Annotated in this window: 20 protein-coding genes; 9 read left to right on the top strand and 11 right to left on the bottom strand. The window is 44.4% G+C overall.

All coding sequences use genetic code 11. The features are described from left to right. Nucleotides 1-2: 2 nt before the first annotated feature. Nucleotides 3-1,370 (bottom strand): NfeD family protein, encoded by a 1,368-nt coding sequence (locus ACFPFU_RS18860; RefSeq protein ID WP_377066966.1) that lies wholly within the window; start codon nt 1,368-1,370, stop codon nt 3-5. Nucleotides 1,371-1,509: 139 nt separating this feature from the next. On the opposite strand from ACFPFU_RS18860, the gene ACFPFU_RS18855 reads away from it, so the two are divergent. The 3 genes from ACFPFU_RS18855 to ACFPFU_RS18845 all read left to right on the top strand — a co-directional run bounded on the left by ACFPFU_RS18855 (nt 1,510) and on the right by ACFPFU_RS18845 (nt 4,294). Next, nucleotides 1,510-2,769 carry a LysM peptidoglycan-binding domain-containing protein gene (locus ACFPFU_RS18855; RefSeq protein ID WP_377066964.1) on the top strand — a complete coding sequence of 420 codons (1,260 nt, stop codon included), beginning with the start codon at nt 1,510-1,512 and terminating at the stop codon, nt 2,767-2,769. A gap of 200 nt (nt 2,770-2,969) precedes the next feature. Beyond that, on the top strand, nt 2,970-3,524 hold the full coding sequence (locus ACFPFU_RS18850) for a hypothetical protein (protein WP_377066962.1): 555 nt from the start codon (nt 2,970-2,972) through the stop codon (nt 3,522-3,524). Further along, nucleotides 3,524-4,294 (top strand): TIGR02757 family protein, encoded by a 771-nt coding sequence (locus tag ACFPFU_RS18845; protein WP_377066960.1) that lies wholly within the window; start codon nt 3,524-3,526, stop codon nt 4,292-4,294. Before ACFPFU_RS18850 ends, ACFPFU_RS18845 begins: the two co-directional genes overlap by 1 nt. Before the next feature lie 19 nt (nt 4,295-4,313). Here ACFPFU_RS18845 and pyrE read toward each other — a convergent pair whose 3' ends face one another. Then, nucleotides 4,314-4,958: an orotate phosphoribosyltransferase gene (gene pyrE, locus ACFPFU_RS18840; RefSeq protein ID WP_377066958.1), complete on the bottom strand. Its 645-nt coding sequence runs from the start codon at nt 4,956-4,958 to the stop codon at nt 4,314-4,316. Between the two features lie 82 nt (nt 4,959-5,040). Between pyrE and ACFPFU_RS18835 the strand changes: the two genes are divergently transcribed. Then, nucleotides 5,041-5,730, top strand: a complete 690-nt coding sequence (locus tag ACFPFU_RS18835) for an NUDIX hydrolase (protein ID WP_377066956.1) — start codon at nt 5,041-5,043, stop codon at nt 5,728-5,730. Here ACFPFU_RS18835 and coaD read toward each other — a convergent pair. From coaD to ACFPFU_RS18815, 4 genes are read right to left on the bottom strand one after another with little or no spacing between them, the layout of a single operon-like run. Then, complete coding sequence (gene coaD / locus ACFPFU_RS18830; protein ID WP_377066954.1) at nt 5,718-6,173, bottom strand: pantetheine-phosphate adenylyltransferase; 456 nt, start codon at nt 6,171-6,173, stop codon at nt 5,718-5,720. The genes ACFPFU_RS18835 and coaD overlap by 13 nt on opposite strands. 9 nt (nt 6,174-6,182) lie before the next feature. Beyond that, nucleotides 6,183-7,025 (bottom strand): DUF3822 family protein, encoded by an 843-nt coding sequence (locus ACFPFU_RS18825; protein ID WP_377066952.1) that lies wholly within the window; start codon nt 7,023-7,025, stop codon nt 6,183-6,185. 2 nt (nt 7,026-7,027) lie between these two features. Further along, nucleotides 7,028-7,609, bottom strand: coding sequence for a hypothetical protein (locus ACFPFU_RS18820; protein WP_377066950.1), 582 nt, complete (start codon nt 7,607-7,609; stop codon nt 7,028-7,030). A gap of 60 nt (nt 7,610-7,669) precedes the next feature. Further along, a complete protein-coding gene (locus ACFPFU_RS18815; RefSeq protein ID WP_377066948.1) occupies nt 7,670-8,173 on the bottom strand; it encodes an NUDIX domain-containing protein in 504 nt (167 codons plus the stop codon). On the opposite strand from ACFPFU_RS18815, the gene ACFPFU_RS18810 reads away from it, so the two are divergent. Next, nucleotides 8,163-9,623, top strand: a complete 1,461-nt coding sequence (locus tag ACFPFU_RS18810) for an ATP-dependent DNA helicase (RefSeq protein ID WP_377066946.1) — start codon at nt 8,163-8,165, stop codon at nt 9,621-9,623. The two genes, ACFPFU_RS18815 and ACFPFU_RS18810, sit on opposite strands and share 11 nt — an antisense overlap. 40 nt (nt 9,624-9,663) lie before the next feature. Beyond that, on the top strand, nt 9,664-10,065 hold the full coding sequence (locus ACFPFU_RS18805) for a DUF1573 domain-containing protein (protein WP_377066944.1): 402 nt from the start codon (nt 9,664-9,666) through the stop codon (nt 10,063-10,065). 50 nt (nt 10,066-10,115) lie between these two features. On the opposite strand, the gene ACFPFU_RS18800 is transcribed toward ACFPFU_RS18805, so the two are convergent. The 5 genes from ACFPFU_RS18800 to ACFPFU_RS18780 form a co-directional block, all read right to left on the bottom strand. Then, a complete protein-coding gene (locus tag ACFPFU_RS18800) occupies nt 10,116-10,772 on the bottom strand; it encodes an SGNH/GDSL hydrolase family protein (protein WP_377066942.1) in 657 nt (218 codons plus the stop codon). A gap of 94 nt (nt 10,773-10,866) precedes the next feature. Beyond that, a complete protein-coding gene (locus tag ACFPFU_RS18795) occupies nt 10,867-11,904 on the bottom strand; it encodes a S66 peptidase family protein (RefSeq protein WP_377066940.1) in 1,038 nt (345 codons plus the stop codon). Nucleotides 11,905-11,912: 8 nt separating this feature from the next. Then, nucleotides 11,913-13,202 (bottom strand): D-alanyl-D-alanine carboxypeptidase/D-alanyl-D-alanine-endopeptidase, encoded by a 1,290-nt coding sequence (locus tag ACFPFU_RS18790; protein WP_377066938.1) that lies wholly within the window; start codon nt 13,200-13,202, stop codon nt 11,913-11,915. Nucleotides 13,203-13,218: 16 nt separating this feature from the next. After that, complete coding sequence (locus ACFPFU_RS18785) at nt 13,219-13,602, bottom strand: DUF423 domain-containing protein (RefSeq protein ID WP_377066936.1); 384 nt, start codon at nt 13,600-13,602, stop codon at nt 13,219-13,221. Beyond that, complete coding sequence (locus tag ACFPFU_RS18780; protein ID WP_377066934.1) at nt 13,599-14,282, bottom strand: YggS family pyridoxal phosphate-dependent enzyme; 684 nt, start codon at nt 14,280-14,282, stop codon at nt 13,599-13,601. Before ACFPFU_RS18780 ends, ACFPFU_RS18785 begins: the two co-directional genes overlap by 4 nt. 60 nt (nt 14,283-14,342) lie before the next feature. Here ACFPFU_RS18780 and ACFPFU_RS18775 point away from each other — a divergent pair, with 60 nt between their 5' ends. The 3 genes from ACFPFU_RS18775 to ACFPFU_RS18765 all read left to right on the top strand — a co-directional run bounded on the left by ACFPFU_RS18775 (nt 14,343) and on the right by ACFPFU_RS18765 (nt 20,145). Then, complete coding sequence (locus ACFPFU_RS18775) at nt 14,343-15,893, top strand: GH3 family acyl-acid amido synthetase (RefSeq protein ID WP_377066932.1); 1,551 nt, start codon at nt 14,343-14,345, stop codon at nt 15,891-15,893. Next, a complete protein-coding gene (locus ACFPFU_RS18770) occupies nt 15,890-16,525 on the top strand; it encodes a LysE family translocator (RefSeq protein ID WP_377066930.1) in 636 nt (211 codons plus the stop codon). The genes ACFPFU_RS18775 and ACFPFU_RS18770 overlap by 4 nt, the downstream gene beginning before the upstream one ends. Before the next feature lie 395 nt (nt 16,526-16,920). Continuing rightward, entirely contained in the window at nt 16,921-20,145 is a 3,225-nt protein-coding gene (locus ACFPFU_RS18765; RefSeq protein WP_377066928.1) for a SusC/RagA family TonB-linked outer membrane protein, read from the top strand. Nucleotides 20,146-20,147: the final 2 nt, after the last annotated feature.

Here is a 20,147-nt window from a genome sequence, read left to right as displayed (position 1 = left end):
TGTCATATTTTTTTTACTTTAAGGGAAGTGCCTTCAGTGCTGATTACCTTTATTTTTTCACCCCTGTCAATGAACTCACCTCTTGAATAGGCATCGTAAATTTCATCCTCTATGAGCACCTTTCCACTCGGTAAAAGTCTGGTATGGGCTAAGCCTTCTTTTCCGACCATGGATTCACTATAAAACGAAGAAGTATACCCTTCTGTTTTTTGCAAGGTAGTGGCCAGGGATATGCCACTAAAAGCCCGCCACTGGTTGATTTTGGGAGTAAGGCTGAATATCGTTATGGTAGCGGCGATCACCCCCAGGATCACAGTGAGGAGGGCAGCGAAAAGTTTACCGGAGCTCACAAAGGTGAAATCAAATTGTTCGTTGGGAAGCATCCCCATGGTCAGGCCGGCCAGTACACCTATAATGCCCAATATACCGAATATACCAAACCCCGGGAGAACAAATATTTCCACCACCAAGAAGACCACCCCGGTAATAAATATGGCGATTTCCAGGTTTGAAGCCAGGCCGGTGAGGTAATAGGGGATGAAATAGAGCACGATGGCAGTGATGCTGGCAGCCAAGGGAAATCCCACACCAGGGGTCTGGATTTCAAAATAAATCCCGGCAAAAATGATCAGGATCAAAAATCCGCTTACCACCGGATTGAGAAAAAAAGCGATAATGTCTTCCACCAAAGAAGGTTCATAGGCGATGATCTGGTAATTTTGGATGTTATTTCTTTTGATGATTTCATCGAAGCTGTCTACCTGGGCTTCACAAAAGCCATTGGCGATAGCTTCAGAGACGGTGAAAGTGATGACCTCTCCTTTTCGGGTCACACCTTCGATTTCCAGGTTTTGGTCCACCATGGCTTCGGCGATTTTGGGATCCCTTCCCCTTGCTTCAGCCGTGCTGCGCATCATCGATCTCATGTACGACTGGTATTTGTCAGGAGCTGCTTCGCCCGTATTCCCCACTACCACGGTAGCCGCACCTATACTGGCTCCCCTGGCCATATATATGCTGTCACAGGCTATGGAAATCAAGGCACCCGCGGAAGCAGCGTCCTTGTCAATATAGGCATGTATGGGGATGGTGGATTCCAGCACCATGGTCCGGATGTCATCCGCATCATTTACTGCCCCTCCATAAGTATCCATATGGATAATGATCATATGGGCCTCGAGGTTTTTAGCCTCCTCCAAGGCCAACTTCACCTTCCGGTTCATCCTGGGATCAATGTTGTCTTTTATGTCCAGTATATAGACTTTTTGTTTTACTTCATCACCAGGACTGTCTTGGGCATTGGCCCAAAAAAAGGTGCATCCCACTAAAAAAACCAATAACAATAACTGAAGAGTGAACTTCGTTTTCATACCGTATTTGTAAATTCAATTTGAATATACCAATAAAATCATTGATTCCCTTAATTGGTATAAAATGCAGTTGCTTTTGATAAAATAAATATCAAATTTGCATTTAATAATGAATTACCAAGTGCTGAATCTACATGTTATGAATAGAAGTTGGTTGTTGATTTCCGGTTTTTGTTTGGTGTCTGCTGCTGTTTGCGGGTCGGACCTCTACCGGGCCGATTCGGTTGGGGTAGAAAAGGTAGGGGATAAATCCTACATTATCCATCAGGTGGACCCGCAGGAGACCTTGTTCGGTATTTCCAGAAGGTACAATACACCGGTGAGTGATATTGTCCAAAGCAACGAAAGCCTCAAAGAGGGGCTTAAAATAGGACAGCGCATACGGGTGCCTTTTATAGAAAAAGAGGCTATCCCTGCGGGGGCAATGCTCCATCAGGTAAGCCCGGGGGAAACCCTTTTTGCCATTGCTAAAAAATACAATGTTTCTGTTCAGGATGTAATGGATTGGAATAAGCTCCAGGGTACTGATTTAAGCGTAGGGCAATCCGTTCTGATCCATGGAATAGCCGAAGAGCCGGTGAGTGGTGATAAAATAGAGGAGACGGTGGCTGTAGCCGACCAAAAAGTGGCCGTAACCAAGCAACCTGTGAAATCCCAGCCTGACAAAAAAACAGATAACAAGCCTCCCACAACCCATAAGGCCAATGAGGCTACAAAGGAAAAAGCACCCTCTGCCAGCCCTTTGGATAAACCTGCGGCGGTTCCTTCAGAGGCTACCACCGTCAAAACAGCTACCTCCTCTACAGGCAACTGGCTTTCCCATACGGTAGGGCAGGGAGAAACGCTGTTTTCCATAGCCAAAAAATATGACGCCAAAGTAGAAGACCTGATTAAATGGAATGGCTTATCTTCCAATAACCTCTCTGTGGGCCAGACCTTAAAAGTGGGAAGAGAAACAGGGGCCAACATACCGGTAACCCGCTTCCCTTCGTCTGAAAATAACAATACGAATACGGCTACTGCCAATACGGGTACCAGTTCTTCATCCAATTCAACAGCTTCTTCCTCTACCATCTCAAGCCCTGGTTCGGGAAGTACTTCGGCTTCTCCAAACGTATCTAAATCCACAGAGTTTAAAAACATCAAAGAAACCGGCCAGGCGGAAGTGATAGAAGGCACAGGGAATCATAAAAAATACCTTGTTTTGCACCGCACAGCGCCGGTGGGCACCATCATGCGGGTGAGAAATGAACAAAATGACATCACTATTTTTGCCAGGGTAGTAGGAGTGTTGCCTGAAACAGGGGATAACAACAAGTTGCTTATCAAAGTGTCTAAGGCGGCTTATGATCAACTGAAGGCGGTGAATTCCAGATTCCCGGTTGAGGTTTCCTATTGATTTTTTTCACAGCCTATCAAGTTGAACAAGAGAGTGGATTTTGAAATCAAGGGCTTTGCCGAAGCTTTTGCATGATACCGTAAACATTCGGGGAGTGAAGTGGGCCAGTGCTTATCAAACAGTGGTTACCGTATCACGGAAAGGTATTTTTGGTTGTTTGCGGATAATCATTTAATTTTGCGGGCACTATCCCATTATAAATGAACAAGTTCCAACTATTCGGCCACCATTTCTTCAAATTTGTATGGAATGCCATATTCGTGATTTCATATCCTATTTTGGCCACCTTCGGACTGCTTTTTGTAGGCATTACTTGTTTTTTTTCCTGGATATCCTCCTTTTTTGCCAAGTTTAGTTCTTCTACTTTTCAGGAAGCCAGGAAAAGCGAATGGATACCCATGGCGAAGGATTCAGATTTGATAGAAGGGAAGTTGCACAAACAGATAATGTTTGGTCCCAATTGTTATCATTTCAGAAGAAAGGACGGCATCCCCTCCGTGATCGAAGATTATATTTTCGGCGAGAGGGTAAAAATCATGGATGAAGGCTGGCTGATGGAAAAATGGAATACTACCGATATCAATCAAATTCCAGATTTCGATATCTGTCTGTATCAGCCTGAGGAGGACCGGCTTACCAAACTTACCAATATCAAATGCTTTGATTGGCATTTGGCGGATAAGGAAGGCAATTTTTTTCGATTCAAATGGTTTGATGGAACTCAGGGAGGAGAAGTAAAAGTGGCCATTGCCTGATGGAAGAACTCAGGAAATTACTGGAATCCAAGGTAAGCGTTTATAATCAGCCAAGCTTTATTGTTGATGATCCGGTATCCATACCTCATCGGTTCAGCAGGAAACAGGACATCGAAATTTCGGGTTTTTTTGCGGCCGTACTTGCCTGGGGACAGAGAAAAACCATTATCAATAAATGTACGGAGCTGATGCAATGGATGGACAACAGCCCGTATGATTTTATGCTTCATCATGAAGAAAATGACCTTAAGCCTTTTTTAAACTTCAAACACCGGACTTTCAATGACCTTGACACCCTTTATTTTATAGATTTTTTCTCCAGGTTTTACAAAGAACATGATAGCCTGGAAGAAGCTTTTACATCCGGTTGGAATGAGGAAGATAACATCATGGAAAAGCTGTTGGCCGGTTTTCATGATTATTTTTTTCGACTTCCCCATGCCCCCCAAAGGACCAGAAAGCACATTGCGACTCCCGTTAGGAAAGCAGCCTGTAAAAGAATTAACATGTTCTTAAGGTGGATGGTAAGAAAGGATAGCGGCGGTGTGGATTTTGGGATTTGGAAAAAGATCAGGCCTTACCAGCTGATCTGTCCCTGTGACCTGCATGTGGACAGGGTAGCCAGGAGACTTGGCCTGATCCGGCGTAAGCAAACCGATTGGCTAACAGCCATGGAGCTTACAAAAAATCTCCGGCTTCTTGATGCTGAAGACCCCGTGAAATATGATTTTGCCCTGTTCGGTATGGGGGTGATGGAGAAGTATGGCTAAATGCAGGATAAAGACCATGCTATTTGCCCCATTCCGCCGGATTTTCTCTCCATTGTGCAAGGGTAGCCATATCGTTATCTGAAATATACCCATCACCTAGAGCTTGGGGCAAAAGAGAGGCGTAATCGCTCAGGCATATCAGTTTCACGTTTTCTTTTTTGAAATTTTGCAGGGCAATGTCAAATCCGTACGTGAAGATGGCGACCATCCCGAGCACTTCAAATCCGGCATTTTTAAGGTCATTTACTGCTTTTAGGGAACTCCCCCCGGTGGAAACGAGATCTTCCACGACGACCACCCGTTGTCCTTCAGTGACTTTTCCTTCAATCATATTTTCCATACCATGTCCTTTTGGTTTTGATCTTACGTAAAGGAAAGGGAGATTCAATTTGTCTGCTATCAATACACCCTGTGGAATGCCTGCAGTGGCCACACCAGCCACCGCTTCAATATTGAGAAAATGTTTTTGGATGGCTTTCACAAGGTTTTCCTGTACCAGCTTTCTGACGTCAGGGTAAGAAAGCGACAGTCGATTGTCACAATAAATAGGTGATTTCCATCCAGAAGCCCAGGTAAAGGGCTGGTTAGGGCTAAGCTTAATGGCGTTGATTTCCAATAATTTTTTTGAGATGAGACCGGCAGTGGCGTTTTCGTATATTTCCATGTTATAAAATTAAGTTATAAAAAGTTACAGAGGGTTGTGATGGCTAAAAAAAAAATGCATTTTTGGAGAAAATAGGCCGGCCATGAAAATTTTCATAAATGACAAGCCAATGGACTTGCTATCCATCTCAGAGCTTGCTCCAAAGAAGACTTTTGAGTGTGTATACGATAACCCGAAAGACCTTCCTCCTACGACTAATTTTCATGATGATGTTTTGATAAAAGAGCCTTCTGAGGAGATCATTATCAAGCTGCTGTATTTGCTCCGTACGAGGAAGTTAAAAAACCTGGACAGCATTACCCTGGTGAGCAGCAGGAAAAAGGAAATCCAGAAGTTTATCAAAAGCAGGTTTTTGATCATCAAAGCTGCCGGGGGTGTGGTCACCCAAAGTGACAAAATACTTTTTATCTATAGGCTGGGAAAATGGGACCTGCCGAAAGGGAAATTTGAAAAAAAAGAATCGCCGGCAGAATGCGCAGTACGGGAGGTGGAAGAGGAATGCAATATTAAGGTTAAACTGGGTACCCACATCTGCAACACTTGGCACACCTATACCCAAAACAGAAAAAGTATTCTAAAAAAAACCTACTGGTACTCTATGGAGTGCCTGGACGCCTCCAGAATGAAGCCCCAACTGGATGAGGGGATTGAGGAGATAAGGTGGTTTAACCATCAGGAGGCCAAAACCGCCCTGATCAATTCATACCCTTCGATGCGTCATCTGTACAAAAGGTTTTTGAAACTTTTTCCCAAAGTCTATCAGACTTCGTAAGGTAGAAAATCATTTACCTTTCCTCCATATTTATGGACTTCCCGGATAATGGTAGAACTGATCGCGGCGTATTCCGGAGAAGTGATGAGGAATACGGTTTCCAATTCCTCGTAAAGATAGCGGTTCATCTGACTGATCGTGTTTTCATATTCAAAATCAGTGGTGTTTCTCAGCCCTCTTAGCAGGTATTTGGCCCCGTGTTTCTTTGCGATGGATGAGGTAAGTTCGTTGTATACAATGACCTGTACTTCAGGGATGTGCTGGTAGACGGATCTGATTTTTTCTACCATCAAATCGATGTCGAAATACCTGCTTTTTTTAGACATGTTATGGCCAATGCTGATGATGATTTCATCAAAAATATTAAGGCCTCTCATGACGATATCATGGTGGCCTTTGGTGTACGGATCAAATGAACCTGGGAAAAGTGCTGTTTTTTTCATTTATGTGGTTTATTCTAGCCAAAAAGCTTCTAACAATCGGGTGTTTTTGAATTCTTCTGCCCCCGGTTGATAACGGATCTTCTGCGGGGGTAACGTTTCCTGGATATTTTTAAAATAAAGCTGTAGGTTTTCGAGTTTGCAGTGGATAAGTTCGAGTTTGCCAAGCAAGGTGATTTTGCAGTGCACCCTGTCAAATGCCAATTGTTGGATCACGGTGAAGACATATTTAAGAAAGTCAGCTTCCTTCGTGACCGGGAATTGGTTGAAAACCATCAGTTCTCCTCCACGGAAACCCGCCATATATATGCTCTCGGGGATGATATGAATGAAGATTTCCTGGTTCAATAAGTCTTTTCTTCCCTCCATAAAATAAGCCAGGGTCAACGAGGCGCCATGGGCCAAATCCAGCTCCGGAATTTTACTGTCCAGCAGACCCAGCAGGTTCTTTTCTGTGGCACCTACCACTTGGATGGTATTGTTTTGTATGCCTTCATAGCAGATTTCCCATCTGTCATTTTCTGTTTCCAGGTCTGCGGAAAAATTTAAATATAATCCCGTGTGGGAGGGGTCAAATAAAATGGTGGGTACCAAGCTGAACAGCCGGTTGTGCACATATAGTTTCCCTGCTATGTTGGAAGAGTTGATCAGCGTGTCTTCCTCAATGATATCTTCGAGGTCTTTTGCCGAAATCAAAGTATAATGATGAACGGCATTTATGGAATGATCGCCCGTTTTGTGTGCCATGACCACAAACATGGAATCATATAAGAAAAGCGATAAATTTGATATTTCCTGAATATCAAATTTATCGCTAAGAAATCTGTTTACTGGATATTTTTCCTGATGAGCCAATTTTATTCCCAGTTACCGGAAGTAGAAGAGTCAACTCTGGAACCAACCCTTAAGGCCTTCTCATTGTTGTTTTTCCTTCTGGCCGGATTGATAGGGGCGGGGTCTCTGATTTCAAACACGGCTATTTCTCTGCCACTCCGCTCGATTTTATCAGCAAAAAACTCGAACTGTTTTCCGCCTGAACCCGGAATGACATTAAGGGCTTCCAGATTAAAATCAGGGTATTTCCTGTCGTTAAAAAGGGAGTCCTGCACGTTTACCGATCCCAAAGTGTCATAGGATACGGTGGTTTCTTCCTTCCCGTAGTCAAGGAGCTTGGTAGTCTCTGTTCTTTGGACAATGTAAATATCACCATATTGGATAAATTGCTTCAAATCTTCCCAATTGTCTGCGTATTCGCCGTGTGAAGCCCTGTACGCGATTTGGGCATCCCTCAGCATCTGTAATTTTTCTATTATTCTTGCTTCGGTCCTCGCCAGTCTTTTTTCTTCTTCCACTACTTCATCAACGCCCAGGTATAATCTATACCCCAAGCCTAAAGCGCCCAGGAGGAATACAACGGATAAAATTCTGCTCAGAGTCATTTTCTAATATTTTAAGCTTCTGATAATGTTTATAAAGAATTGATGGTTTGTATTAGAACGCTATTTTATGCATTTATTTTCAAAATTAAAATAACCTTTCCATATTCTTATGTCATTAATGGATTTTATTCCCCAAAAGACCGCATGCTTGTCTTCATTAGGGATTTGATTTATTTGTGAAATGTCGAGAAACTGGATGTCTTCTATAACTTGGAGGTCAGGGTGCATTTCCGGGTCAATGCCCCGGTATAACTTTCCCCCTTTTCTTTTAACTTCAAAAAACAATTCTATGGCATGGAGCGGTGGCTGTAGAAATTCATGAACAAAGAGGTATTGCCGGATTGCTATGTTCAATCCCGTTTCTTCATAAAACTCCCGGATCAGATTTTGTTCCGCATTTTTGCCATAATGCATTCCTCCTCCGGGGACGTTCCAAAAAACGCGGTCATCACCCATTCGATGCTTGATCATAAGTATTTTTTCATCTTCCATCAATATGCCGTTTACCCTGGCCCTGAGTCTGTTCCCAAATTTATCTTCAATTTCTTTTTTTATGTTAGCCATTTTGAAAGTAGTTTCGCATTTGATGCATAAAGATAGTGAAGCCGTACCAATGCCTTCAGAAAGAATAAGGAGTTTTTTCCCCCATGACCCCACAGGGGATCAGGAACTTTTTTTTGTTGCCATGAACAGTTTTTTGGTTCATGCACCGGAAGAAAAGATGGCATTTGTCCTGAAGGGATTTGCGGGGACGGGTAAGACCACCGCCATAGCTGCTCTGGTAAAGGCGCTCCCGGGTTTGGGATGGCGGGCAATGATGCTTGCCCCCACCGGAAGGGCCGCTAAAATCATGAGCGCATATGCCCACAAAACGGGATTTACCATACATAAAATCATTTATAGATCCCGGACCGTAGGAGGAAAGGCAGCCGGCTTTGAGCTGCAAAAGAATTATTACCAGAAGACCGTGTTCATTGTGGATGAGGCTTCCATGTTGGCTGATGAACAAGCCGGTGGGCGCTCTTTGCTGAGGGACCTTATGGATTATGTGTATCAAAACGCCGGCAACCGGCTGCTGCTTATTGGTGATACTGCCCAATTGCCGCCAGTCGGAAGTGTCAACAGTCCTGCGTTGGATAAAAACTATCTTGTCAGGTATTTGAGGCTGCTGGTGGAGGAATGTATGCTTACAGAAGTTACCCGGCAACACCTGGCCTCTGGGATTTTATACAATGCCACTAAGTTGAGAGATGAAGTGGTCAAAGAAAAACCACAGATAGGTTTTAAAACTAAAGGATTCAGTGATTTTTACAGAATGACAGGTGAAAGGCTAGAGGATGGCCTGAGATATGCCTATGATAAATTCGGTCTGGACAACACGGTTGTCATCACACGATCCAACAAAACCGCAGTCCAGTATAATCAGTATATACGCAGGATGATATTTTTTTATGAAGACGAGGTGACGGCGGGAGATAGGCTGATGATTGTGAAAAACAACTATACCTACATGGAGGACACTGGCAAAGTGAGTTTTTTGGCGAACGGGGATTTTGTTGAAATACTAAAAATTCGTTCCTTTGAGGAGTTGTATGGCCTGAGATTTGCTAAGGTGGAGCTCAGGCTGGTAGACTATCCGGAAGAGCTGCCTTTTGAGGCCAGGATCATATTGGATACGCTGCATTCCCCCTACCCCGCATTGGAGGAAAGTCAATGGCGTGACCTCTACGTAAAGGTGGAGGAAGAATACAGACAGATGGATGGGGAGACAGGTGTCAGGGAATCTTTGAAGAAGGACCCGTACCTGAATGCATTGCAGGTTAAGTTTGCCTATTCCCTTACCTGCCACAAGTCCCAGGGTGGACAATGGGAGGCGGTCTTTGTGGATCAGGGCTATCTGAAGGAGGACCAATTGGACAAAGAATACATACGGTGGTTGTATACTGCCATGACCAGGGCCAAACAGGAATTGTTCATGGTGAACTTTCATCCCCGTTTTTTCATTAAGGATTAGGGAGATAAATAAACAGCAATAAATTTAATAGCAGTTGAATATGAAAAAGTTAGTAACGTTATTGGTGGCGGCGTGGTTTTCGGTTTTCCTGGTCCATGCACAGGAAAAAAACACAGATGGTCCTGTGATTTCCTTTGAAGCGTCATCAAAGGATTTTGGGGATATCACCCAAGGGGATAAGGTGGAACATGTCTTCAAGTTTGAGAACACGGGTAAATCCCCATTAATTATCTCCAATGTGGCGGCCACGTGTGGTTGTACAGTGCCCAGCTGGCCTAAAGATCCGATTGCACCGGGAGAAAAAGGAGAGATAAAAGTTACGTTCAATTCTACCGGTAAAATGGGGAAACAAAACAGTGTGGTCAGGATTTATTCCAACGCCACCGAACCCATAGAAAAAGTTTCGATGATTTCCAATGTGCTGCCCAAAGGATCCAGGTGATCAAAATAAATGAGAGACATGACCTGGTGGAAAACCCTAATCACCGGGTTTTATTTTTTATAAAAATGGGTAAAAAGCAATTCACTGAGCGTTTCCGCCCAGATTTCATAAATTTTTCCGCTTGGATGGAGTCCATCCGGGGCCATGTTTTCTGTTAAACCTCCGATTTGCCGGTATTGGTTGGTGATCTCCAAATAATTTACGGATGTTTTTAAGGCAATTTCCTTATTGATTTCATTGAAGGCGTCTATTTCTCCGGCGATCTCTCCCGGCACTCGGCCACTGGCCCCGCCATATTCCGTCACTCCCCAATCCGGAATTGAAATAACCGCAATCCTGTGGGAGCGACCGTCCACCAAAGAGAGACCAAGATCCATCAACTGTTTGAAATCTTTCTCGTATCCGCCAATATCCTGTCCCCTATATTGGTTGTTTACACCGATCAACAAAGTAAGCAGGTCGAATTTTTTCGTCTTGAGTTGTTCGAAATCCAAAGCATCAATCAGTTCTCCCGAGGTCCATCCCGTTTTGGCGACAACCCATGGTTCTGCAAAGTACAGGCCACACCGTTCCAACTTCCGGACAAGCTGGTAGGGATAAGATTCCTCCGAAGCCACTCCTTCTCCAATGGTATAGCTGTCGCCCAAAGCAAGGTACCGCAAAAGAGCTTGCCGGTCAAAGTTGGAATTCCTTTTGGGATTGATCATGTCATCTGCAGGGATTATGAATACCGGGGACAAACCCCGTCTGAGGTAAAATTATTAAAACGACAGCGTTTTTATCATTTTTTAACCACAGGGTTTACTGAAAAACGTGTTCCTGAAGTTCAAAAGTGCCGGCGTCCGCGTCCATGGAGATTTTGGCTCCTATAGGCAGAATAAACTGTTTGGGAACATGTCCTATCATGGCACCCCTGTAGGCGGGGATTTTGAGCGGCAGCAGGTAATCATCCAGGATCTGGTCCAAATGGAGATTGCCATATCCACTGCTGGGGTCACAGTCAGTACACTGTCCAAAAATGAAACCGCGGATTTCCTTCAGAGCCCCCATCAACATTAAAGTGCTCATCATGCGGTCAATGCGATAAGGCTCTTCCCCGATATCTTCGATAAAAAGGATCTTGTCCTTGAAGGAAGGGAGGTAAGGGGAGCCAGCCAAACCCGTAAGTACCGTAAGATTCCCTCCTATCAGTTCACCTTCGGCTTTTCCCGGGAAAATGACCTGGGTCCTGTTTCTTTTGATGACCAGATCATCCTCCTTCACTTGTTCGTTTTCATATTTTATCAGCTTTTTTTCAAAAAACAATTCCTTGAACTGATGGACGTTGAACTTGTTCCAACTGCCTGTGCCATTAGGACCGTGAAAAGTAATCAATCCCGTCTGTGCATGGATCGCATTGTGCAGGGCGGTGATGTCACTGTAGCCCATAATGGGTTTGGGATTGTTTTTGACGGTTTCATAATCAATAAGAGGAAGGATGCGGGCAGCTCCGGATCCGCCTCTTATACAGATGACCGCACGTATATCCTGATCCCCAAACATTTCATTGAGATCATCCGCCCTTTCCTGGTCGGTCCCCGCCAGATGCCCCCTTCTGTTGGTAAGGCTTTTTCCTTCTTTTACCCTGAATCCCAAGGCTTCCAGTGCCTCCCTGGCAAAAGTAAACTGAATCCTTTCTGCGGTAGCAGCTGAGGGGCTGATAAGGCCGACCAAATCGCCTGGATTGAGTGCTTTAGGTAGTAGCTTTGAAGAAAATGGACTGGTATTCGATGAAAAACCCGCAAGAGGCAGTCCTCCCAGGCCCAAAGTGAGGGCCTTGATAAAATCTCTCTTTTTCATAGAGGAATTTAGAAATTATCCCTGATATATAACAAAACTTTTTCCATTTCTCTTCTCACCACCGAAGCCTTATAAGGATAATTGTTGTTCATGAATGCAAAGGCGTATACTTTCTTCCCATTGGTACGGATAAAGCCTACCAGACTGTGGTTGTTACTGACGGTTCCTGTTTTGGCGAAGATGTAAGGGACAGGAGCATGGTAGTTGAATTTCAAGGTGCCGGTTCTCCCGCCGGTAGGAAGCAAAGCAAACAGTTCTTCGTCAGGTAGGAGCCGGTATATTTTTTCTACCAATGCTACCATGGACCTGGGAGTGACCAGATTGTGTCGCGATAGCCCGGATCCATCTACCCATAACACCTCATCCGGAAGGTCAAAGAGATACGTTTTTTTGATGTAATTAATGGCTTTTTCAGCATTCAACTCCTTGAAGACTTCATCAGAAATCTGCAATAGCAACTGTTCGGCGATGAAATTGTCACTTTCCATAAGCATTTCCCTAAAAAGTGCCCTGGTTGGGATGCCTTTGAGAACAAAATGGTCAGGTGGTAAATCTTCGTTGGACCTGATTACTTCCTTCTGCCAGTCCAGTGAGGCGAGGGTCACAAAGGTCTGCTGGGAAGTTATGAAAGGAATTTTGGCATTCATCCCATTGTATGTTCTGGGATTATAATAAAAATCGTTGGAATGCCAGTCTCTTTGCACGTTTCTTATTGGCTTTTCTGAGACGGAAACCTGAAAGAGTGCCGGGCTGAGATGGGGCCTGTTGTTGATATTGGTGGATGTCACCGTGTTTCCGAACAAAGGCACGGGGGATTTTTCTGCGGAGTAGGAATAATAATAATCGTCCCATTGCCAGCCGTAGCCGAAAGCATTGTCTTTCCAGTTGGTGTCGGAAAAAAACACCCTGCCATACTGTTTGAGAAAGCCCTCAAGCTTTGGTTGAGGCAAGGGAGGGTATTTCCATGAAGGGTCTCCGGTACCCCAAATCACCACATCATCCCCCTTTGGTATAAACCTCAGAAAGGTGGTGCTGTCTCCCAGCACCAGAAGAGAACCAAAGAAGGTCAGAAGCTTGGTCGTGGAAGCGGGGATAAAATGCAGGTGACTGTTCTTATCATACTGTACCGTTTGGCTGTCAAGGTCAAAGAGCATAAAACCCGTAAGATGGTTATCAAAAAAAGAATCCTTGCCTAAAAGGGCATCCAACCCTAAGTACCTTTCTCTGGCCTCCTGAGCAACAACTTGGAAGAAGGGAATGAAAAATACACAAGCTCCCAACAAGATTTTTCTACCCATTGTATACTACGTGAAATTATTGCTGTTTGAATTTAATACCTAAAAAAAGAAATAGCCAGCCAATTATAAAAGCCGTTCCTCCCAAAGGAGTGATGGCGCCCAGCCACGTGATTCCTGATAAACATAACAGGTATAAGGAACCTGAGAAAACCACAATCCCAAAAAGAAACAGCCAGGCACTGATTTTCAGTTTACGGCTATCCGGGAAAAGGTAGATCAGGATACCTGTCATCAGAACGGCCAGACTATGGTAAAAATGATATTTTACGGCCGTATCATAAGTGTCTTCCCTACCCTGTTCTTCCAGCAGGTTTGCCAAAGCATGGGCTCCAAACGCGCCAAAGGCTACCGCCAAAGCCCCCAAAACGGCTGCGATCCGGATACAGTTATAATATGTCATGACGTTTGATTATAATTTCTGGCACCGAAAATAGCACTTCCTATCCTCACTATTGTACTTCCCGCTTCCAAGGCAAGGGGATAGTCACCGCTCATGCCCATCGACAATTCCTCCATTTCTACCTGTTTTGGCAACGCTTTGGTCTTTATTTCCTCAAACAATGATTTTAAATAGCCAAACTCCTTTCTGACGGTTTCCGGATTGTCGGTGTTGGTGGCCATGCCCATCAATCCCTTTATTTTGATGAATTCCATATGCTGCATTTCTTTTCCCCAAATGATGTCTTCAAGTTCTTTCTCATCAAGACCAAATTTGCTTTCCTCTTTGGCTATGTGGATCTGGAGAAGGCAAGGAATTACCCTTTTTACCTTTTCCCCTTCCTTGTTGATCTGCTTCAATAAACGCAAAGAGTCCACTCCGTGGATGAGATAGACAAAAGGAACAATGTGTTTTACTTTGTTCCTTTGGAGATGACCGATCATATGCCACCGGATGTCTTTTGGCAACTGAGGTGCTTTTTCCACCAGTTCCTGTACCTTGTTTTCTCCAAAATCCCTTATTCCGGCCTCGTAGGCTTCTTTTATGGCCCCTGGTGGTTTGGTCTTACTTACTGCGACCAGTAAGCAATCCTGTTTTTTAAAAGTGATTTTTAGCTGTTCTAAGTTTTCTTTAATGCCCATTCTCGTATTTTTACCGGTAAATAATCATACAACAGGGGTATTTTACCAAAAAACAAAGATATGGCTATATTAGGTACATTGCTAAAAAAAGGCATTAGATTAAGAGAATCTTTGGAACAGGAATATGGAGCCCCACAGGATCTTCAGAAAACCGTCCTTCAAAAGCTTCTTGTAGCTGCTTCAAAAACCCAAATCGGCAAAAAATATGGATTCAAATCCGTACTGGAAAAGTTCAAGCTGGAGGACTTGTCCTATTACCACGCCTTTTCGGAAGCTGTACCCATCTATGATTATGAGAAAATATATGAGGAATGGTGGCATAAATTGAAAGAAGGGGAGAAAGGCGTCACCTGGCAAGGACAAATTAAATATTTTGCGCTGACCTCCGGCACCTCCGGGAGTTCCTCTAAGTATATTCCCATTACCAATGAAATGGTAAAAGCCATCCGGCGCACCGGGGTGCGACAGATCCTTAGCCTTTCCAAATATGACCTCCCCGCCAAACTGTTCAATAAAGGGATTCTTATGCTTGGAGGGAGCACGGATTTGGATTTTAACGGCACATATTTTTCCGGAGACCTTAGCGGCATAACTGCCGGAAGACTGCCTATATGGTTTCAGCGGTTTTATAAACCAGGATACAAAATTGCAAGAAATAAAAACTGGGGAGAAAAGTTGGATCAAATTGTGGAAAATGCGCCTAAATGGGACATAGGGATCATTGTGGGAGTGCCGGCTTGGCTACAGATCCTGCTGGAAAAGATAATAGAGCGTTATCAAGTAAAGAACATCCACGAAATTTGGCCTGATTTGACAATTTTTGTTCATGGTGGGGTTTATTTTGAGCCTTATAAAAAGGGATTCGAAAAGCTGCTGGACAGGCCGTTGATTTATATCGAAACCTATCTGGCAAGTGAGGGATTTCTGGCATTTCAAGCTTATCCTGATAGGAAATCCATGAGGCTGGTCTTAAATAATGGTATTTTTTATGAATTTGTACCTTTCAATACCCAAAACTTCGATGAAAGCGGACACTTAAAAAGCGGTGTACAGCCCTTGTCCATAGGGGAAGTGGAGGAGGGAATAGACTATGCGTTGTTGATCAGCACCTGCGCCGGTGCCTGGAGGTATCTGATTGGAGACGTAATCCGTTTTGTTTCCAAGGAAGAGAGTGAAATCATAATTACCGGCCGGACCAAGCATTTTTTGAGTTTATGTGGAGAACATGTTTCGGTGGACAATATGAATAAAGCTGTGGAAATGGCAGAAGATCAGCTTAACATCAGTGTGAGGGAATACTCGGTTCTGGGCCTCCCCTTCGGTACCCTCTTTGCCCACCACTGGTTTGTTGGCACCGATGACCCCGTGGATCGGCAGGCACTACTGAACCATATTGATGATAATCTCAAGACGCTTAACGACGACTATATTACCGAAAGAAAGCATGCTTTGAAGGAAGTACGGCTGACAGTGCTGCCATCTGCCGCGTTTTATGACTGGATGAAAGCGCAGGGGAAAGAAGGCGGGCAAAATAAATTCCCCAGGGTTTTGAAGGGCCAAAAGGCAGGAGACTGGTTGAAGTTTTTGAAGGATACCGGACATTTATCATGAATTGGGCTTTTCTTGAAGGAATAGGAATGGGCCTGGTGTTGTCTCTGATCATTGGCCCCGTTTTTTTTGCTTTAATACAAAACAGCCTTGAAAATGGCTTCAGGCATTCAATTTTTATGGCAATGGGGATTTTATTGAGTGATTCCCTATATGTGTTGATTTCCTATTTTGGAGTGGCCTTCCTTGCTGAAAATCCCTATTTCAAAGTTCTGCTGGGGTACTTTGGAGGCTTGATCCTCATCGGTTTCGGTGTATTCTCTTTTGTAAAGAAAGGGATGAACAGGCCGAGCACAGGGGGGATCGTACCAAAGAAAGTCAGGCGGAGAAAAGGCTTTTTCAAAGGATTGGGGCTTAATGGCATCAACCCATTTGTCTTACTATTTTGGATTTCAGTGGCAGGCCTTGTGAACCTTAAGGAAAGCTATGACTCATGGGATAAGACGGCGTACTATCTTGCCGTGCTTCTGACTGTTTTTGTTATGGACCTTTTCAAAGCCTATGTTGCACAGACCTTGAGCAAGTATATTACGCATTCTTTGATGCTGAAACTGAACCGTATTGTAGCTGTATTATTGATGGTGTTTGGCGTCCGGTTGATTGGATACGCTGTAAACCAGCATCTTTTATTGTAATTCCGGTTTGGTTGGCTTTTTTAGCCACCAATAAAGCATATAAGGGGCAGGTACAGGGTTTATGCCGATTCAAGATCTTTTTGGCGCGATCACCGTATATCTAAAGAAGCAGTTAAAATCTGATGATGTTTCCTACATGATCGGGATTTTAAAAAAACATTAAAATCAGTTTTTTAGTTGTTTTATAGGGAATATATCAGTTTTTTAATCTTTTACAGATATTTATTGTAAAATAATATTCTAAAATCATCGATAATATAATAAATTCTTTTTTACCTTTCATGTAATAATCCAATTTTAATTTTTTTTTGGTTTAATATATTTTTAATCTTTGAGAACTTAGTTATCTCCCCCTTTTTTAAAGGGGGCATCTTTAAACCTAAATAATCTGTTAAATGAAAAACCTATTACTTATTGGGGTAATGGCCGCGAGTATGTTTTTTACTGCCGCAGTTTATGCCCAGACCGTTACCGGTACGGTAACGGATGCAACAGACGGAAGCCCATTGCCGGGGGTTTCGGTATTGATTAAAGGAACGGCCACAGGGACAGCCACGGATGTGGACGGCAATTACAGTATAAATGTAGACGGTGAGGAGACCGTTTTGATCTTCAGTTATCTTGGTTATCAAACCACCGAGGAACGCGTAGGTAACCGGTCGGCCATAAATGTAGGCCTTTCAGAAGATGCAGCTGAATTGTCCGAAGTGGTGGTTACCGCATTGGGGATTGAAAGAAATGTAAAAGCCCTTCAATATTCGGTAACCAACGTGGGGGGGGAAAACCTCATGGAAGCCCGGGAAAACAACCTTGCCAATCAGCTGGCGGGCCGGGTCGCCGGCGTAAATGTGAGTAATGTGGCTTCCGGTCCGGCAGGCTCGTCCCGGGTAATTATCAGGGGAAACACCTCACTTCAGGGCAATAATCAGCCGTTGTATGTAATCGATGGGATCCCGATGGACAACACCAATTTCGGACAAGCAGGTATGTGGGGCGGTGTGGACCAGGGGGACGGGATGTCCAGTATCAACCCTGACGACATCGAATCGATTTCGGTTCTGAAAGGTGCCAGTGCCGCGGCTTTGTATGGTGCCAGGGCGGCGAACGGCGTGATCAATATTAAAACCAAACGAGGTGAAGCAAGAAGGGGTATTGGGGTTGAGTTCAACTCCAATTTCGTTTTTGAGCGGATCAATAACCAAACAGATCTTCAACGGGAGTTTGGTAGCGGCAGATTCCAAGGTGATCCTGAGACTGGCACTTCAGTAAGACCCAGGACTACCCAGCAAGGATACGACTGGGGTACCCAAGCTTGGGGAGAGAGGCTGGATGGTGGAGATGTCGTCCATTTTGATGGCGTGACGCGGCCTTACTCCTATGCGGGAGACAATTGGAACAGATTTTATGAGACCGGTACTGCGTGGACCAATAGTATTTCACTTTCAGGTGGAGGGGAGAACCAGACTTTCAGGTTTAATGTCACAGATTTACGAAGTGACGCGGTAGTGCCGAATTCAGGTTTTGACCGGTTCAATATGTCATTGTCCACAAACGGAAAATTTGGAAATAGACTGACATTTGATGCCAAGGTGCTTTATTCTCAGGAGACGGCAAGAAACAGGCCGTCTTTATCGGATTCACCCAACAATGCTTTTCAATCGATCTTTGCTTTACCGCCGGATGTAAACGTCCTTGATGGTAGAGGCGATCCTAATAATTTGGGATCAATTCCCGTCGGGACTGATCCCACATTGCTGAATGTCTGGGGATTTGAAGAACGGGAGGAATATCTGATGGTCAATAACCCATGGGGCCAAAATCCCTACTGGGCGACTTACCAGGTATCGCGGGGCGATGTCCGGGACCGGATCATTACCTCCGGTTCGTTAAGATATGATATTACTGACCATTTATACATTTCTGGCAGAGCCGGGATGGACTGGTTTACCAGGAGGTTTCACGATCTTATTCCCCAGGGCACGGGCCATACCAGGGGTGGGACTCTGACCGAAGGAGAAAACAGGGTGAGAGAAATAAACCTCGAGGCAATGTTAGGCTACACGCGTGAATTCGGCGATTTTGGGGTCAATGCGTTCGTTGGCTCCAACAGAATGAGAAGAAATAACGAAACGATTTCCGCAAACGGGCAAGGCTTTAATGTCCCCTTTTTTCATGCCATCAATAATACCGTAACCAGGAATTTTGGATACAGTTATTCGGGGCTGGGCATCAATTCCATTTTTGGCTCAGCTGAATTCAGCTACAAAAACTACCTGTTTTTGACCGCTACAGCCAGGAAGGATTGGTTTTCAGTGCTGGATCCTTCCATCAACAACATCACCTACCCTTCTTTAGGGGGTAGTTTTGTGTTTTCCGATGCTTTCGAGGGACTTCCCATATGGTTGAGCTTCGGTAAATTACGGGCTTCATGGGCACAGGTGGGGAGCGCGACGGTGGCACCCTATCAGATAAGCAATGTGTATTCGCTGCTTGGAGCGCCGGCAATTAACTTTGACGGGAACCAGGTTCCGATGGCCTCCTTTGCCAATGCGCAAAACAATGCCGGTACCATACCGAACATAGGGTTAATACCACTTACATCAACGGAGACAGAATTGGGTTTTGATGTGCGCTTGTTTCAGAATAGATTGGGAGTTGATCTGACCTACTATCATCAGAGAAGTACCAATGATCAGCTAAATGCCCAGGTTTCCAGGGCTTCGGGCTTTGGGTCAACGCTGGTCAATCTGGGTGAAATGGAGAACCGGGGGGTTGAGGTGCTCTTGACCGGCTCGCCTATAACCGGAAGGGCCCTTAACTGGGACATTTCTTTAAACATTGCCAGAAACCGAAACAGGGTTATGTCTTTAATTGAAGGTAATGATATCCTTAATATAGAGGAGCCAAGAACCCAAACGGTTTTCGTCCAGCATAGAACAGGTTATCCTTTTGGCGTAATAGCCGGTTGGGTACAAGCCAAAACGCCAGATGGTATTCCGATTTTTGAGCCCAATGGAGCACCTGTTCAATCAAGTCAGATGGAAGTTATTGGGAACGGGGTCCCTGATTGGACCGGAGGTATTAATAATACTTTAAGTTTCAAAGGATTTACAATGTCTGCACTGATAGACTTTAGGATTGGGGGGGATCTTTATTCAGGCACCAATCTGCGGCTCACTCAGTGGGGTTTGCATAAGCAGACTTTGCAAGGCAGGGAAGGGGAAGAACCGCTTACTGTTTCCGGTGTAGTACAAGCCGGGTCGGATGCGGAAGGTAATCCTGTTTATGAAGAATTTAACAAAACTTTGACGCCTGGAGAGGCTCAAAATTACTGGAACCAAATGGGTAATCGGGTGCAGGATCATTTCATCTATGACGGTTCTTTTGCCAAATTGCGTCAGGTGACGTTTGGTTATAATTTTCCAGCAAGCCTGTTGGGTCGTATGCCTTTCCAGTCCCTTCATCTGTCCTTTGTCGGAAGGAATCTTTCCATACTGTGGAAAAATGTAGAGAATATTGATCCGGAGGCTAACTATACATCAGGGAATGCCCAAGGTTTGGATTATTTTGGCATGCCGCAGACCAGAACATTTGGATTTAACCTGAGAGCTACCTTTTAATC

This window comes from Negadavirga shengliensis (genome assembly GCF_042652345.1).
Taxonomy (GTDB): domain Bacteria; phylum Bacteroidota; class Bacteroidia; order Cytophagales; family Cyclobacteriaceae; genus Negadavirga; species Negadavirga shengliensis.
The sequence above is the reverse complement of the archived record's forward strand: the minus strand, read 5'-3'. Positions and strand labels throughout refer to the sequence as shown.

Coding starts and splice junctions, on each gene's coding strand:
- ACFPFU_RS18860 (WP_377066966.1), bottom strand. CDS start 1,370: ATGAAAACGAAGTTCACTCTTCAGTTATTGTTATTGGTTTTTTTAGTG.
- ACFPFU_RS18855 (WP_377066964.1), top strand. CDS start 1,510: ATGAATAGAAGTTGGTTGTTGATTTCCGGTTTTTGTTTGGTGTCTGCT.
- ACFPFU_RS18850 (WP_377066962.1), top strand. CDS start 2,970: ATGAACAAGTTCCAACTATTCGGCCACCATTTCTTCAAATTTGTATGG.
- ACFPFU_RS18845 (WP_377066960.1), top strand. CDS start 3,524: ATGGAAGAACTCAGGAAATTACTGGAATCCAAGGTAAGCGTTTATAAT.
- pyrE (WP_377066958.1), bottom strand. CDS start 4,958: ATGGAAATATACGAAAACGCCACTGCCGGTCTCATCTCAAAAAAATTA.
- ACFPFU_RS18835 (WP_377066956.1), top strand. CDS start 5,041: ATGAAAATTTTCATAAATGACAAGCCAATGGACTTGCTATCCATCTCA.
- coaD (WP_377066954.1), bottom strand. CDS start 6,173: ATGAAAAAAACAGCACTTTTCCCAGGTTCATTTGATCCGTACACCAAA.
- ACFPFU_RS18820 (WP_377066950.1), bottom strand. CDS start 7,609: ATGACTCTGAGCAGAATTTTATCCGTTGTATTCCTCCTGGGCGCTTTA.
- ACFPFU_RS18810 (WP_377066946.1), top strand. CDS start 8,163: ATGTTAGCCATTTTGAAAGTAGTTTCGCATTTGATGCATAAAGATAGT.
- ACFPFU_RS18815 (WP_377066948.1), bottom strand. CDS start 8,173: ATGGCTAACATAAAAAAAGAAATTGAAGATAAATTTGGGAACAGACTC.
- ACFPFU_RS18805 (WP_377066944.1), top strand. CDS start 9,664: ATGAAAAAGTTAGTAACGTTATTGGTGGCGGCGTGGTTTTCGGTTTTC.
- ACFPFU_RS18800 (WP_377066942.1), bottom strand. CDS start 10,772: ATGATCAATCCCAAAAGGAATTCCAACTTTGACCGGCAAGCTCTTTTG.
- ACFPFU_RS18795 (WP_377066940.1), bottom strand. CDS start 11,904: ATGAAAAAGAGAGATTTTATCAAGGCCCTCACTTTGGGCCTGGGAGGA.
- ACFPFU_RS18790 (WP_377066938.1), bottom strand. CDS start 13,202: ATGGGTAGAAAAATCTTGTTGGGAGCTTGTGTATTTTTCATTCCCTTC.
- ACFPFU_RS18785 (WP_377066936.1), bottom strand. CDS start 13,602: ATGACATATTATAACTGTATCCGGATCGCAGCCGTTTTGGGGGCTTTG.
- ACFPFU_RS18780 (WP_377066934.1), bottom strand. CDS start 14,282: ATGGGCATTAAAGAAAACTTAGAACAGCTAAAAATCACTTTTAAAAAA.
- ACFPFU_RS18775 (WP_377066932.1), top strand. CDS start 14,343: ATGGCTATATTAGGTACATTGCTAAAAAAAGGCATTAGATTAAGAGAA.
- ACFPFU_RS18770 (WP_377066930.1), top strand. CDS start 15,890: ATGAATTGGGCTTTTCTTGAAGGAATAGGAATGGGCCTGGTGTTGTCT.
- ACFPFU_RS18765 (WP_377066928.1), top strand. CDS start 16,921: ATGAAAAACCTATTACTTATTGGGGTAATGGCCGCGAGTATGTTTTTT.